Raw genomic sequence first — 15,174 nt, forward strand, 5'->3', positions numbered from 1 at the left:
CTCCCTTAACGATGACGGAATTCACGGTGTTCAGCCCGCCCGGCAGGCATCTGCCGTAGCTGCTGATGTTGGGCTGCTATCTGTCTGCTCTGCGCCCCGCGCTGCTGTTGCGCTTGCCAGCTGGCGGAACGGCTGTCGTTGCCGCTTAGCGCATTTGCGCGGGTTGGCAGGGCATGTACGCTGCGCTGTTGCGCAGGGTGTGAAACCCGTTTCTCTTGTCCCTGGGTTGTCGCCTGATGCCGCATGGTTGCTCTGTGTGTGGTGTGCGGCTGGGTATCGTAGCCACGGAAGTTGTTGCGTTGAGATAGCTGCTTTAACTGTTGATTCGAGACCTGACGCTGCGTATCTCTGTTTCCGGAATGGATTGTCTGTGGGAAGGTCTTGCCTGTCGACTTCTCCATTTGGCTCAGGGCAGCCTGACGCTGGCTATCGCGATTGACCGGTTTTTGTTGTGTGGAACTGAGCCCCGTTACCGTATTTGTGGCGTGAAAACGGTTGTTAAGCGGGTTCGTCGGATAGGGCACGTTCTCACGGTAGGCCGGGTTATGCTGCCAGGTGCGGTTAGCGTCAGTCAGATGTTCGCCACTTATCTTATTGAAATTATTTACATTGATATTGATATTATTATCACCGTTACGGTTATAGCCGCCGTGATGATCCCAGTCATCATCGTGGTGATGGTGATCCCAGTCGTCGTCGTCCCAGTCAATATTGCTGAAGATGGCGTAGGTTGTTGCTACCCCCAGGCTAAAGCCTAACCCTTTAACCAGGCTGTTGGTAAATTGCTCGCCAGGAGAAGGAGGCAAATAGACCGGCGGATAGGCGGTGTTCGGCCAGGTGCCGTATACGGTATTAGGGTTATAGGTGGGGACGTAAACCACCTGCGGATCGGCCGATTCTATCTTGATCACCGTTGGGTTTGCCGGGGGAGTATATGTGTCCGACTCGCGGGTGGTGGTTTTAGCGGGCGCAGGTTTTGTCACGGTGGTGACAGTCTGCTGGGGCGTCGATTGTAATGCCCCGGTTTGCTGCGCCAGCAAGCGCAGACGTTGAACGGAGTCCATCACATCCTTCGGCTGCGCGAGGAACGCATCGCCCAGGTTTTGTACCCACGGCGGATTTTCGCCCATTAGCGACATCAGTTGCGGGAAGGCGACCAGCGATTTTACGCTGGGATCCCAGGGTTGCCCTGCAACGGCCTGTATCGCGGCATCTCCCTGCATACGTGGGTTGTCACGGGACCACTGGGCCGCCTGTATCACGTTCGTCGGATAGGTCGCCGCCATTAGAATCTGCGACAGCAGGGTGTCGGGATAGAGGGCGATGGGCGCCACCCACTGGTCGATTTGCGCGGCGGTATAGACCACCGGGGCCGGCTGCGCGGGAGCAGGCACCGGTGCGGCTTGCGCTGTCGGCGCGGGCTGTGGTGGCTGAGTGACGGTCTCCGGCGCGCGGCTATTTACGTAGACGACGCCAGATGCGGCTAACAGCCCGGCGCTACACAGGAGAACAAGCATATGTGGCTTAAAGAGCAACTTCATAATAAGACTCCGACGAAAGCGAGGCCGTGAGGCATTTACGTTGTCGCGAGTATATGCACCCGGGGATGACTTTTTTGACTTAAACTGGGAACCGCGCCGAATGACCGGATAAAGAGTGTGAGCAGTTATTACACAAATTATACCGGATAGCGAAAAACGCGCCGGGGTTTCAAATGGCCGCTCTTGCGAGCGGCCAGTAGCTAGTTGCCGAGGTTAATGACAAACAGCACTGTGATGTCGGATATGCTCCAGCCACCGTGCAGCGCGGTAAGCAGTAAACCGGTCACAACGATCAGCGCATAGATTCGCATCTCCATTGTGTGCGTTCCTTTGCAGGCTACGCGGGTTCATTCTCCACCGGGAGAGGCAGAACCAGGCAAATTGAGGTTTTGCCGCGTAGGTTATGGAACTGCTCCCGGGCCCGGTGACTGGTTGCTACACCAGCGAAGCAGGCCAGTGAAAAGATTAATAAAATCAGATCAAATAAATAAGTGAAAAGATGCGCTTACACAGGCTTTCATCCGAAACAGGATAACGCTACGCAAAATTAGAATATTGGCTTGCAAGGCAGAGGGGCGTGATGCAAAATTCGACTCGTTGGGGTTTTGCCGCAAATCTGCCAACCCGGTGTGCTACCACCGCAAGGCAACAAACTAACCGCCTCAGGGCGGTTTTTTTGTGCCCGAAATTCGTCCCGCCTCGCTGCTATACCATGCTTAACGATTCAGCAAACAATTTAATGTTGCTTTTTTGTAAACGGATTAACACTGTCTGAAAATCCTGCTATGCTGCCCGACGCGGTATCGGGCATATACCCTACAAACTGCTGTCTCACAGGAGCGTGAAGAGAACGCCCGCCGCATATGACAATGAGAGCGAGGAGAACCGTCGTGCTAGAAGAATACCGTAAGCACGTAGCAGAACGTGCCGCCGAGGGGATTGTACCCAAACCGTTAGATGCAACCCAAATGGCCGCGCTCGTCGAGCTGCTGAAGAATCCGCCAAAAGGCGAAGAAGAATTCCTGTTAGATCTGTTGATTAACCGCGTACCGCCAGGCGTAGATGAAGCTGCCTACGTAAAAGCCGGTTTCCTTGCTGCGATTGCCAAAGGCGAAGCAACGTCCCCACTGGTTACTCCTGAAAAAGCAATTGAACTGCTCGGCACCATGCAGGGTGGTTATAACATTCATCCGCTGATTGATGCCCTGGACAGCGACACGCTGGCGCCTGGCGCCGCCAAAGCCCTGTCCCACACGCTACTGATGTTCGATAACTTCTACGACGTAGAAGAGAAAGCCAAAGCGGGCAACAGCTACGCGAAGCAGGTGATGCAGTCCTGGGCCGATGCCGAGTGGTTCCTGAGCCGCCCTGCGCTGGCGGAAAAAATGACCGTTACCGTCTTCAAGGTGACTGGCGAAACCAACACCGATGACCTCTCTCCGGCGCCGGATGCGTGGTCACGCCCGGATATCCCACTGCACGCCCTGGCGATGCTGAAAAACGCCCGCGAAGGTATTGAGCCGGATCAGCCAGGCGTTGTAGGCCCGATCAAACAGATCGAAGCCCTGCAGAAAAAAGGCTTCCCGCTGGCGTACGTGGGTGACGTAGTCGGTACCGGCTCTTCCCGTAAGTCCGCGACCAACTCCGTGCTGTGGTTCATGGGTGATGATATCCCACACGTGCCGAACAAGCGCGGTGGTGGCCTGTGCCTCGGCGGCAAAATTGCGCCAATCTTCTTCAACACCATGGAAGATGCGGGCGCACTGCCAATTGAAGTGGATGTCTCTAACCTGAACATGGGCGACGTGATTGACGTTTACCCGTTCAAAGGCGAAGTGCGTAACCACGAGACCAACGAGCTGCTGGCGAGCTTTGAACTGAAAACCGACGTGCTGATCGACGAAGTGCGTGCCGGTGGCCGTATCCCGCTGATCATCGGTCGTGGCCTGACTACCAAAGCGCGTGAAGCGCTGGGTCTGCCGCACTCAGACGTGTTCCGTCAGGCGAAAGACGTGGCGGAAAGCAACCGTGGTTACTCTCTGGCGCAAAAAATGGTTGGCCGCGCATGCGGCGTAGCCGGTATCCGTCCGGGCGCGTACTGCGAGCCGAAGATGACCTCCGTGGGCTCTCAGGACACCACCGGTCCAATGACCCGTGACGAACTGAAAGACCTGGCGTGCCTGGGCTTCTCCTCAGACCTGGTGATGCAGTCCTTCTGCCACACCGCGGCCTATCCGAAGCCGGTTGACGTCACCACGCACCACACGCTGCCAGACTTCATCATGAACCGCGGCGGTGTCTCCCTGCGTCCGGGCGACGGCGTGATCCACTCCTGGCTGAACCGCATGCTGCTGCCGGATACCGTCGGTACCGGTGGTGACTCCCACACCCGCTTCCCGATTGGTATCTCCTTCCCGGCGGGCTCCGGTCTGGTGGCCTTTGCGGCTGCAACAGGCGTGATGCCGCTGGACATGCCGGAATCGGTGCTGGTGCGTTTCAAAGGTAAAATGCAGCCGGGCATCACCCTGCGCGACCTGGTGCATGCGATCCCGCTGTACGCCATCAAACAGGGCCTGCTGACCGTTGAGAAGAAAGGCAAAAAGAACATCTTCTCTGGCCGCATTCTGGAGATCGAAGGTCTGCCGGATCTGAAAGTGGAGCAGGCGTTCGAGCTGACCGATGCCTCCGCCGAGCGTTCCGCTGCGGGCTGTACCATCAAGCTCAACAAAGAGCCGATTATCGAGTACCTGACCTCCAACATCGTGCTGCTGAAGTGGATGATTGCTGAAGGCTACGGCGACCGCCGTACGCTGGAGCGTCGTATTCAGGGCATGGAGAAATGGCTGGCAGATCCGCAGCTGCTGGAAGCCGACGCCGATGCAGAATATGCCGCGGTGATCGAGATCGACCTGGCTGACATCAAAGAGCCAATCCTCTGTGCGCCGAACGACCCGGACGATGCACGTCTGCTCTCCGACGTTCAGGGCGACAAGATCGACGAAGTGTTCATCGGCTCCTGTATGACCAACATCGGTCACTTCCGTGCTGCCGGTAAACTGCTGGATACCCATAAAGGCCAGCTGCCAACCCGTCTGTGGGTGGCGCCGCCAACCCGTATGGATGCGGCTCAGCTGACGGAAGAGGGCTACTACAGCGTGTTTGGTAAGAGTGGGGCGCGTATCGAAATCCCTGGCTGTTCCCTCTGTATGGGTAACCAGGCGCGCGTGGCTGACGGTGCGACGGTGGTCTCCACCTCTACCCGTAACTTCCCGAACCGTTTAGGTACCGGTGCAAACGTCTACCTGGCTTCTGCGGAGCTGGCGGCGGTTGCAGCGCTGATTGGTAAACTGCCAACGCCGGAAGAGTACCAGACCTTCGTGTCGCAGGTAGATAAGACCGCGGTGGATACCTATCGCTATCTGAACTTCGACCAGCTCTCTCAGTATACTGAGAAAGCGGACGGGGTGATCTTCCAGACGGCGGTGTAATCAACGCCTCATTGCCCGGTGGCTCGACGCTTACCGGGCCTGTCAAACCCATCGCCCACGCGGTGGGTTTTTTATTTTCATTCCTTCCACCCGTTCGGCTTTTTTTCTTCCCCGCTGCTGCGATAATTACTGCAAGAGCTTTGCAGAGGAAAATACTATGGATTACGAATTTCTGCGTGATATCACCGGTGTGGTGAAAGTGCGGATGTCGATGGGCCACGAGGTGGTCGGTCACTGGTTTAACGAGGAAGTAAAAGAGAACCTGGGCCTGCTCGATGAAGTGGAACAGGCTGCGCGCACGGTCAAAGGCAGTGAACGATCCTGGCAACGCGCCGGGCATGAATACACGCTGTGGATGGATGGCGAAGAGGTCATGGTTCGCGCCAATCAGCTGGAGTTTTCCGGCGACGAGATGGAAGAGGGGATGAGCTACTACGATGAAGAGAGTCTGTCGCTGTGCGGCGTAGAGGATTTTCTGCAGGTGGTGGCGGCCTACCGCGAGTTTGTGAAGCAGAAATAGTATCAGGAGCATCCCTGCTCCTGACGCATCTTATACGGTCGCGATATTGCGGCCGTAGTAAATTTCGCGCATCTCTTTCCACAGCAGGTCAGTAATGACCTTGCGCTCATCTTCGCTTAAATCTTCCGGCCGGGTATGGAACATGTAGTGCTTAAGATCGAACTCCTTAAGCAGCATCTTGGTATGGAAGATATTCTCCTGATAAACATTCACATCCATCATGTCATACAGCGCTTTCATGTCTTCGGACATGAAGTTCTGAATGGAGTTAATTTCATGGTCGATAAAGTGCTTCATACCATTGATATCGCGGGTAAAACCGCGCACACGGTAGTCAATGGTCACGATATCGGACTCAAGCTGATGAATTAAGTAATTGAGCGCGTTAAGCGGGGAGATCACGCCGCAGGTAGACACTTCAATATCGGCGCGGAAAGTACACAGCCCGCCTTCCGGATGGCTCTCCGGGTAGGTATGTACGCAGATATGGCTTTTATCGAGATGGGCAACCACCGCTTCCGGCAGCGGACCGGGATGCTCCGTATGGTCGATAAGGGTGGGATCGACGGGCTCCTCGCTGACCAGAATGGTGACGCTGGCGCCCTGAGGTTCATAATCCTGACGCGCAATGTTCAGGATATTGGCGCCAATGATAGAGCAGGTTTCTGACAGGATCTCGGTCAGTCGGTTGGCGTTATAGAGTTCATCGATATAGGCGATATAACCATCGCGCTCTTCCGCCGTTTTTACATAGCAGATATCGTAAATACAAAAACTCAGGCTTTTGGTCAGGTTGTTAAAGCCATGCAGTTTCAGCTTTTTCAATTCGTTCACCCCCTCAGAGCATCGTGCAAATATTGCGGTAAGGCAAAGGCTGCGGTATGGACGGCCGGATTGTAATAGCGGCAGGTCAGATTCGCCTGCTGGAAGCGCGCCTGAATAATGCCGGTGGAGAGATGGCGCAGGGCATCGTTGTCCGTCGCCCAGGCAAAGGTCATGACACCGCCGTAATAGGTCGGGATTGCCGCCTGGTAGAAGCTGACGTCGGTAAAGTAGTGGCTCAGCTTGCGGTGGCTGTCGATGGCCTCGTCCTGCTGCAGGAAGCAGACGCCGTTCTGGGCAACGAAGATACCGCCAGGGTTCAGGCAGCGTTTGCAGCCTTCATAGAAGGCCGAGGTAAAGAGACTCTCACCGGGACCAATCGGATCGGTGCAATCGGAGATGATCACATCGAAGGTCTGCGTCGTCTGGTTAACAAAATTGACGCCGTCGTCGATCACAAGCGTAAAGCGCGGATCGTCGTAGCTGCCAGCATTATGGTTCGGCAGGTACTGGCGGCAGAAAGAGACGACGCCCGCGTCAATCTCGACCATGGTGATGCTTTCAATGGATTTATGGCGGGAGACTTCGCGCAGCATAGCGCCGTCGCCGCCGCCGATGATCAGCACATGTTTCGCATTGCCGTGTGCCAGCAGCGGGACGTGGGTCATCATTTCATGATAAATGAACTCGTCACGCTCGGTGGTTTGCACCACGCCATCCAGCGCCATCACCCGGCCAAAGGCCGCGTTTTCGAAAATGATCAGATCCTGATGATCGGTTTTCTCATGATAGAGCACGTTATCAATGGCAAAGTACTGTCCAAAATGGTCATGCAGCGTTTCATGCCACATATTTTTTTCGGCCATGGGATGATACCTCCTTTGTTAACACCCGCATAAAACGGGGGCAACATCATAGCTAACTATGACCGTGGTTGCACGGTCATAAATTCAGCAAAGGGGCATCGGATGAGGATTTACTTAACGTAGGCAAGGAGGCTCAGCGAGTCGCGAGCCAGGGCTTTACATTTTTTTGCCGTGGGAATGCCGATGCCGCTGAGATCGCGGTAGCTGTCTTCACCGAGGGTTTTCATGTCAAAACTGTCGTAGTTGCTCAGATCCCACTGGTTCTGTTGAGCAAAAAAGACCAGGGCGCGGCGAATCTGACCGTTGGGTAAATTCTGGTAGCCGCAGTCGTTTTTCAGGAACACGAACACCGCCGTTAAATCCGCCATATCTTCGGCTTCATTTTCACTCAGCGCATAGCTGTTTGCGCAACTAATCATCAGGGTGCTGAACAGAATTGTTCGGAAAAACGTCTTCATTGCTTCTACCAATACGTCACGGAAATTCAACGTTAGCACACTTCCCGTCGGCACGACGATCTTTATTATTGCGGCTTTTCTTGACCTTCCGGCAAGGGGAGGGTTTATGCTCAGGCGATTGACTGCTGCGAATAAGGAGATGAACATGCAACGCCGTGATTTTTTAAAATATTCTGCCGCACTGGGCGTCGCCAGTGCGCTGCCCCTCTGGAGCCGCGCGGCCTTTGCCGCCGAGCGGCCCGTTTTGCCGATCCCGAATTTACTCACGCCCGATGCACGCAATCAGGTGAATCTGGTGGTGCAGGCGGGGAAAACCGCCTTTGGTGGGCACAACGCCACCACCTGGGGTTACAACGGCAACCTGCTCGGCCCGGCCATTCAACTACGCAAGGGAAAAGCGCTGACCGTTAACATCCACAATACCCTGAACGAAGAGACCACCGTCCACTGGCACGGTCTGGAAGTGCCGGGCAAGGTAGACGGCGGACCGCACGGCATCATTAAGCCCGGCGGCCAGCGGACGGTGACCTTTACTCCGGATCAGCGAGCGGCGACCTGCTGGTTTCATCCCCATCAGCACGGCAAAACCGGCCATCAGGTGGCGATGGGGTTAGCCGGTCTGGTACTGATTGAGGATGATGAGAGTCGTTTGCTGCGCCTGCCAAAGCAGTGGGGCATCGACGATGTTCCGGTGATTGTGCAGGACAAGAAATTTACCGCCGACGGGCAAATTGACTATCAGCTGGATGTGATGAGCGCCGCGGTGGGCTGGTTTGGCGACACGCTGCTGACCAACGGGGCGATCTACCCGCAGCACAATGCCCCGAAAGGGTGGCTGCGCCTGCGACTGCTCAACGGCTGTAACGCCCGCTCGCTCAATTTCGCCGCCAGCGATAAGCGTCCACTCTATGTCGTCGCCAGCGACGGCGGGCTGCTGGCTGAGCCGGTAAAAGTGACCGAGCTGCCAATGCTGATGGGGGAGCGTTTCGAGGTGCTGGTGGACATCAGCGACGGCAAGCCCTTTGACCTGATAACCCTGCCGGTAAGCCAGATGGGGATGGCGGTGGCGCCGTTCGATAAACCGCAGCCGGTGCTGCGCATTCAGCCGCTGCTGGTGACCGCGTCGGGCGTATTGCCGGACACCCTGACCACGCTGCCCGCTCTGCCGTCGCTGGAAGGAGTGACCCAGCGCAAACTCCAGCTCTCCATGGACCCGATGCTCGACATGATGGGCATGCAGGCGTTAATGAAGAAATATGGCGACCAGGCGATGGCGGGGATGCATCACGGCCAGATGAAGGGCCATATGAATCATGGTCAGATGGGGGGAATGGATCACAGCATGCATGGGTTCGATTTCCATAACGGCAACCGGATCAATGGCAAAGCCTTTGATATGCACACGCCACAGTTTGCCGCCGCTAAAGGGCAGTATGAACGTTGGGTGATCTCCGGGGAAGGGGACATGATGCTGCATCCGTTCCATATTCACGGCACCCAGTTCCGCATCCTCACGGAAAACGGCAAAGCGCCAGCGGTGCATCGCGCGGGCTGGAAGGATACGGTGCGCGTGGAAGGCGGGGTAAGCGAGGTATTAGTGAAGTTCGATCATGACGCGCCGAAAGAGTATGCCTATATGGCGCACTGCCATCTGTTAGAGCATGAAGATACCGGGATGATGCTCGGATTCACGGTGTAAAAAAGCCGGGTGGCGGCGTCGCCTCACCCGGCCTGGATAGCGTACCCGTAGGCCCGGTAAGCGCAGCGCCACCGGGCTTTTTAGTTACTTACTTTCGTCAGGTAACGCATACGCGACAATATAGTCGCCCATCTTCGTCCCAAACGAACCATGACCCCCCGCAGAGATGACAACGTACTGCTTGCCATTTACTTCATAGGTCATCGGTGTAGCCTGTCCACCCGCAGGCAGACGGCCCTGCCACAGTTTTTCACCGTTGCTCATGTTGTACGCGCGCAGATAGTTATCGGCGGTTGCCGCGATGAACAGTACGTTACCGGCGGTGGAAATTGGGCCACCCAGCATTGGCATACCCATATTGAACGGCACCGGGATCGGCATCGGGAACGGCATGCTGTCCTGTGGCGTACCAATACGTTTTTTCCAGACGACCTGGTTGGTTTTCAGATCCAGCGCAGAGATATAACCCCATGCAGGCTGTTTACACGGCAGGCCAAACGGAGAGAGGAACGGGTTCAGCGTCACGCCATACGGCACGCCGTACTGCGGCTGAATACCGGATTCCGTACCGGTGCCCTGGGCATCTTTCGGCTGTTCCATCGGGTTGCCCGGGCCGCGTGGGATCAGTTTAGAGACAAACGGCAGCGCCATCGGGTTGGCAATCGCCACCTGACGGTTCGGGTCAACGGAGATACCGCCCCATTCGAACATCCCCAGGTTACCCGGGAACACCAGCGTGCCCTGCTCGGATGGTGGGGTGAAGATGCCTTCATAACGCAACTGGTGGAACATCACGCGGCACACCAGCTGGTCGAACATGGTGGCGCCCCACATGTCCGCACCGCTGAGATCTTTCTTCGGACGGAAGCTCAGATCGGAGAACGGCTGGGTTTTGGTGACGTAATCGCCTTTCGCCGCGCCCTGCGGAACCGGTTTTTCCGGTGCCGGCACGACCAGCTCGCCGTTACGACGGTCCAGCACAAAGATATTACCTGTCTTCGCCGGGGCGTAGATCACCGGTACGGTTTTACCGTTGACGGTAATGTCTGCCAGCGTCGGCTGGGACGGCATGTCCATATCCCACAGATCGTGGTGGACGGTCTGGTAGCTCCAGGCCAGTTTACCGGTGGTCGCATTCAGCGCCAGAACAGAGCTGGCATAACGCTCCTGCTCTGGCGTGCGGTTGCCACCCCAGATGTCCGGTGTGGTCACACCCATCGGCAGGTAGACCAGGTCCAGCTTCGCGTCATAGGCGGCTGGCGCCCAGGAGTTTGGCGAGTTAAAGGTAAAGGTGTGTTCATCCGACGGGATAGCGTTTGGATCTTTCGCACCCGGATCGAAGGCCCACAGCAGCTTACCGGTGTTAACGTCAAAACCGCGGATCACGCCAGAGGTTTCGCGAACGGAGAAGTTATCCGTTACCGAACCGGCAATTACGATAGTTTTATCGGTGATGATTGGCGGTGAAGTAGGTTCATACAGACCCGGGGTCTGATCCGGCATGTTGGTCTGCAGGTTCAGCACACCTTTGTTGGCAAAGGTTTCGCACAGCTTGCCGGTTTCGGCGTTGATGGCAAACAGACGACCGTCGTTCACCGGCAGCATGATGCGGCGCGGACAGTCGGCGATCACCTCCGGGCTGGCGTTATCGGCGCGCGCTTCGTGGTAAGAGACGCCACGGCAGGTCACGTGCTGGAACTGGTTGTTGGTTTTCAACTGCGGATCGAAGTGCCATTTCTCTTTACCGGTGGCCGCGTCAAGCGCGAACAGACGCTGGTGCGCCGTACACAGGTAGAGCATGTTGCCCACTTTAATTGGGGTCACTTCGTTGGTCAGTTCACCCGGATCGTTCGGCATCTTGAGATCGCCGGTACGGAATACCCAGGCTTCTTTCAGGTTTTTCACGTTGTCCGCGTTGATCTGCTTCAGCGGGGAGTAACGCTGGCCTTCCTGGTTACGGCCATAGGCAGGCCAGTCACCATCTGCCACGTCGGAGATCGCCGCCGCAGGCGTAGATTCCGCATTCAGGGTGCCTTTCACCTCCTGCGGATCGTTAAAGCCAGCCCAGGTCAGAATGCCACCGCTAATCAGCAGCGCCACGACCAGAGCGGCAACCGCACCGCTGGAGCGCACAAGCAGGCGACGCCAGACGAAAGGCAGGATCAGCCAGATACCGAAGAAGACCAGGATGTCACTACGCGGGGTCAGGGCCCAGAAGTCGAAGCCGACCTCCCATACGCCCCAGATCATCGTAGCCAGCAGCAGGGCCGCATAGAGCCACAGTGCCGATTGTTTACTGCGCCAGAGAAGCAGGGTGACGCCGAGCATAACCACACCTGCTACCGGGTAGTACCAGGAGCCGCCAATGGCTACCAGCCAGACCCCGCCGATTAACAGATACAGTCCGCAAAATGCAGCGAACAGGGCTGTTAGCCTCACGAGTAAACGTGAATGTTGATTTTTTGTTTCCGCCATAAAAGACACTCGATAAGTTTGTTAATTATTTAGTAGCAATTAATTATAGGACTTAACAAGTGTGATCGGAATCACAAATATGGCTTTTGTGAACTCACGCGCCAGGAGGATCCATTTGCTGGTATACTTCAGGGCTTATGTAGCGATGCCGGACGCGAATCCATAGGCATTGAGAAATTCGTTATAAAATCATACGGTTAGTAAAATGAAACATACTGTTGAAGTGATGATCCCTGAAGCGGAGATCAAAACGCGTATCGCCGAACTGGGTCGTCAGATCACCGAACATTATAAAGACAGCGGCAGTGAAATGGTGCTGGTGGGTCTGTTACGCGGTTCCTTCATGTTTATGGCCGATCTCTGCCGCGAAGTGCAGGTCTCCCATGAAGTCGATTTTATGACCGCCTCCAGCTATGGCAGCGGCATGTCGACCACCCGTGATGTTAAAATTCTCAAAGATCTGGATGAAGACATTCGCGGCAAAGATGTTCTGATTGTGGAAGACATCATCGATTCCGGCAACACCCTGTCAAAAGTACGCGAAATTCTCAGCCTGCGCGGCCCTAAATCGCTGGCGATTTGTACCCTGCTGGATAAACCGACCCGCCGCGAAGTGGATGTTCCCGTGGAGTTTGTCGGTTTCTCGATCCCGGACGAATTTGTGGTGGGCTACGGGATTGACTACGCGCAGCGCTATCGCCATCTGCCGTATGTCGGCAAAGTGGTGCTGCTGGACGAGTAAAGTAGGTATTGCCCGGCGGCGCTACGCTTAACGGGCCTGCGGACTAAAAACGGCAACTTGCGTTGCCGTTTTGCGTTTACTTGTGGTTAACGTGCTTCTGGGTCAGGTTAGAGACACCCTGACGGTAGCGCTGCTCCAGAGTTTCCCGGTTGGTGGCGGTCACTTCCAGATCGCGCAGCAGGCCATCATGAATGCCATACGCCCAGCCGTGGATCGTCACTTTTTGCCCGCGTTTCCACGCCGACTGCATAATGGTGGAGTGGCCGAGGTTGTAGACCTGTTCCATCACGTTCAGCTCGCACAGGGTGTCCAGGCGGCGCTCCTGCGGCATTTGCCCCAGCAGTGAGCTATGTTTGAACCAGATATCGCGAATGTGCAGTAGCCAGTTGTCGATAAGGCCCAGTTCCGGATTTTCAACCGCTGCCTGCACGCCGCCGCAGCCGTAGTGACCACAAATGATGATGTGTTCGACTTCCAGAACATCCACCGCATACTGCACCACGGAGAGACAGTTCAGGTCGGTGTGGATCACCAGGTTCGCAACGTTGCGGTGAACAAAGAGTTCGCCAGGTTCAAGGCCGGTAAGACGTTCAGCCGGAACACGGCTGTCGGAGCATCCAATCCAGAGAAAGCGTGGTTTCTGCGACTGAGACAGTTTCTCAAAAAATCCGGAATCTTCTTCCAGCAGCATCTTTGACCATAGTGCGTTATTGCTGATGAGTGTATCTATGTCATTCATGGAGGCTAACGGCCTGTAACCGAGTGATTGCGTTGCGCTACTATAGGGTAACCCGACTTTTAATGAAACCACACAACGTGTGTCAGAACTATAGGTAAGTTTATTTCATGGCGATTGCACTTGAGCTTGAGCAACTTAAAAAAACCTATCCGGGCGGCGTCCAGGCGCTGCGCGGGATAGATCTCAAAGTAGAAGCCGGTGATTTTTATGCGCTTCTGGGGCCTAACGGGGCAGGTAAATCCACCACCATCGGTATCATCAGCTCGCTGGTGAACAAATCCTCCGGCCGGGTGAGCGTGTTTGGCTATGACCTGGAGAAAGATGTGGTCAACGCCAAACGCCAGCTGGGGCTGGTGCCGCAGGAGTTTAACTTCAATCCGTTTGAGACCGTACAGCAGATTGTGGTCAACCAGGCGGGTTACTACGGCGTGGAGCGCAAAGAGGCGGTCGCGCGCAGCGAAAAGTATCTTAAGCAGCTCGATCTGTGGGAGAAGCGTAACGAACGTGCGCGGATGTTGTCCGGCGGCATGAAGCGTCGCCTGATGATTGCCCGCGCCCTGATGCACGAGCCAAAGCTGCTGATCCTTGATGAACCCACCGCCGGGGTGGATATCGAGCTTCGCCGCTCAATGTGGAGCTTTTTGAAGGACTTAAACGACAAAGGCACCACCATTATCCTTACCACCCACTATCTGGAAGAGGCTGAGATGCTCTGCCGCAATATCGGCATCATTCAGCACGGCGAGCTGGTGGAAAACACCTCAATGAAAGATCTGCTCTCCAAGCTGAAGTCAGAGACGTTCATTCTCGACCTGGCGGCAAAAAGTCCGCTGCCGAAGCTGGTAGGCTATCAGTACCGTCTGGTGGATACCTCCACGCTTGAAGTGGAAGTGCTGCGCGAGCAGGGGATCAACAGCGTCTTCAGCCAGTTGAGCGAGCAGGGGATTCAGGTATTAAGTATGCGTAACAAAGCAAACCGACTGGAAGAGCTCTTCGTCTCGCTGGTCCATGAGAAACAAGGAGATCGCGCATGATGCAGCTTTACTGGGTGGCGCTGAAAAGTATCTGGGCCAAAGAGATCAACCGTTTCATGCGTATCTGGATCCAGACCCTGGTTCCGCCGGTGATCACCATGACCCTCTACTTTATTATCTTCGGCAACCTGATTGGCTCGCGCATCGGCGAGATGCACGGCTTTACCTATATGCAGTTTATTGTGCCGGGCCTGATCATGATGGCGGTCATCACCAACGCCTACGCCAACGTGGCGTCGTCGTTCTTCAGCGCCAAGTTCCAGCGCAACATTGAAGAGCTGCTGGTGGCGCCGGTGCCTACCCACGTCATCATCGCCGGTTACGTCGGCGGCGGGGTAGCGCGCGGCCTGTGCGTCGGCATTCTGGTCACCGCCGTTTCGCTGTTCTTTGTGCCGTTCCAGGTGCACTCCTGGCTGTTTGTCGGCCTGACGCTGCTGCTGACGGCGATACTGTTCTCCCTGGCGGGGCTGCTGAACGCGGTATTCGCCAAAACCTTTGACGATATCAGCCTGATCCCGACCTTCGTCCTGACGCCGCTCACCTACCTCGGCGGGGTCTTCTACTCCCTGACGCTGCTGCCGCCGTTCTGGCAGGGGCTGTCACACCTGAACCCCATCGTCTATATGATCAGCGGTTTCCGCTTTGGTTTCCTCGGCATTTCCGACGTGCCGCTGGTGACCACCGTTGCCGTGCTGGTGATCTTTATCGTTGCCTTCTATCTGCTGTGCTGGAACCTGATCCAGCGCGGACGCGGGCTGCGTAGCTAACCATCAGGCCCGGCGGCGTTCTG

General features: G+C 55.9%; 12 protein-coding genes. 6 read left to right on the forward strand and 6 right to left on the reverse strand.

Features of this window, described 5'->3' with window-relative positions; genetic code table 11:
* Positions 1-5: 5 nt before the first annotated feature.
* Complete coding sequence (locus tag FHC51_RS09125; RefSeq protein WP_220435373.1) at positions 6-1,541, reverse strand: DUF3300 domain-containing protein; 1,536 nt, start codon at positions 1,539-1,541, stop codon at positions 6-8.
* A gap of 890 nt (positions 1,542-2,431) precedes the next feature.
* On the opposite strand from FHC51_RS09125, the gene acnB reads away from it, so the two are divergent.
* Positions 2,432-5,029: a bifunctional aconitate hydratase 2/2-methylisocitrate dehydratase gene (gene acnB, locus FHC51_RS09130; protein WP_156237827.1), complete on the forward strand. Its 2,598-nt coding sequence runs from the start codon at positions 2,432-2,434 to the stop codon at positions 5,027-5,029.
* 157 nt (positions 5,030-5,186) lie between these two features.
* A complete protein-coding gene (gene yacL, locus FHC51_RS09135) occupies positions 5,187-5,549 on the forward strand; it encodes a protein YacL (RefSeq protein WP_103178299.1) in 363 nt (120 codons plus the stop codon).
* A gap of 30 nt (positions 5,550-5,579) precedes the next feature.
* Here yacL and speD read toward each other — a convergent pair whose 3' ends face one another.
* The 3 genes from speD to FHC51_RS09150 form a co-directional block, all read right to left on the reverse strand.
* Positions 5,580-6,374, reverse strand: coding sequence for an adenosylmethionine decarboxylase (speD, locus tag FHC51_RS09140; protein WP_103181029.1), 795 nt, complete (start codon positions 6,372-6,374; stop codon positions 5,580-5,582).
* 5 nt (positions 6,375-6,379) lie between these two features.
* On the reverse strand, positions 6,380-7,237 hold the full coding sequence (gene speE, locus FHC51_RS09145; RefSeq protein WP_103178300.1) for a polyamine aminopropyltransferase: 858 nt from the start codon (positions 7,235-7,237) through the stop codon (positions 6,380-6,382).
* A gap of 110 nt (positions 7,238-7,347) precedes the next feature.
* Entirely contained in the window at positions 7,348-7,695 is a 348-nt protein-coding gene (locus tag FHC51_RS09150; RefSeq protein ID WP_103178301.1) for a YacC family pilotin-like protein, read from the reverse strand.
* A 145-nt stretch (positions 7,696-7,840) separates the two neighbouring features.
* On the opposite strand from FHC51_RS09150, the gene cueO reads away from it, so the two are divergent.
* The gene (cueO, locus tag FHC51_RS09155; RefSeq protein ID WP_220435374.1) at positions 7,841-9,394 is read left to right on the forward strand and encodes a multicopper oxidase CueO; all 1,554 of its coding nucleotides are present in this window, start codon (positions 7,841-7,843) and stop codon (positions 9,392-9,394) included.
* Positions 9,395-9,478: 84 nt separating this feature from the next.
* Here the strand turns inward: cueO and FHC51_RS09160 are convergent, their stop codons facing one another.
* Complete coding sequence (locus FHC51_RS09160) at positions 9,479-11,869, reverse strand: glucose/quinate/shikimate family membrane-bound PQQ-dependent dehydrogenase (RefSeq protein WP_103823274.1); 2,391 nt, start codon at positions 11,867-11,869, stop codon at positions 9,479-9,481.
* A 205-nt stretch (positions 11,870-12,074) separates the two neighbouring features.
* Between FHC51_RS09160 and hpt the strand changes: the two genes are divergently transcribed.
* On the forward strand, positions 12,075-12,611 hold the full coding sequence (gene hpt, locus FHC51_RS09165; RefSeq protein WP_103178304.1) for a hypoxanthine phosphoribosyltransferase: 537 nt from the start codon (positions 12,075-12,077) through the stop codon (positions 12,609-12,611).
* Between the two features lie 76 nt (positions 12,612-12,687).
* Here the strand turns inward: hpt and can are convergent, their stop codons facing one another.
* Positions 12,688-13,350: a carbonate dehydratase gene (can, locus tag FHC51_RS09170; RefSeq protein WP_103178305.1), complete on the reverse strand. Its 663-nt coding sequence runs from the start codon at positions 13,348-13,350 to the stop codon at positions 12,688-12,690.
* Positions 13,351-13,457: 107 nt separating this feature from the next.
* On the opposite strand from can, the gene FHC51_RS09175 reads away from it, so the two are divergent.
* Complete coding sequence (locus FHC51_RS09175) at positions 13,458-14,384, forward strand: ABC transporter ATP-binding protein (RefSeq protein ID WP_103178306.1); 927 nt, start codon at positions 13,458-13,460, stop codon at positions 14,382-14,384.
* Positions 14,381-15,151 (forward strand): ABC transporter permease, encoded by a 771-nt coding sequence (locus tag FHC51_RS09180; RefSeq protein ID WP_103823275.1) that lies wholly within the window; start codon positions 14,381-14,383, stop codon positions 15,149-15,151. The genes FHC51_RS09175 and FHC51_RS09180 overlap by 4 nt, the downstream gene beginning before the upstream one ends.
* The last annotated feature ends 23 nt before the right edge of the window (positions 15,152-15,174 follow it).

The sequence above is a fragment of the Leclercia sp. EC_58 genome (assembly GCF_019584355.1).
GTDB lineage: Bacteria > Pseudomonadota > Gammaproteobacteria > Enterobacterales > Enterobacteriaceae > Enterobacter.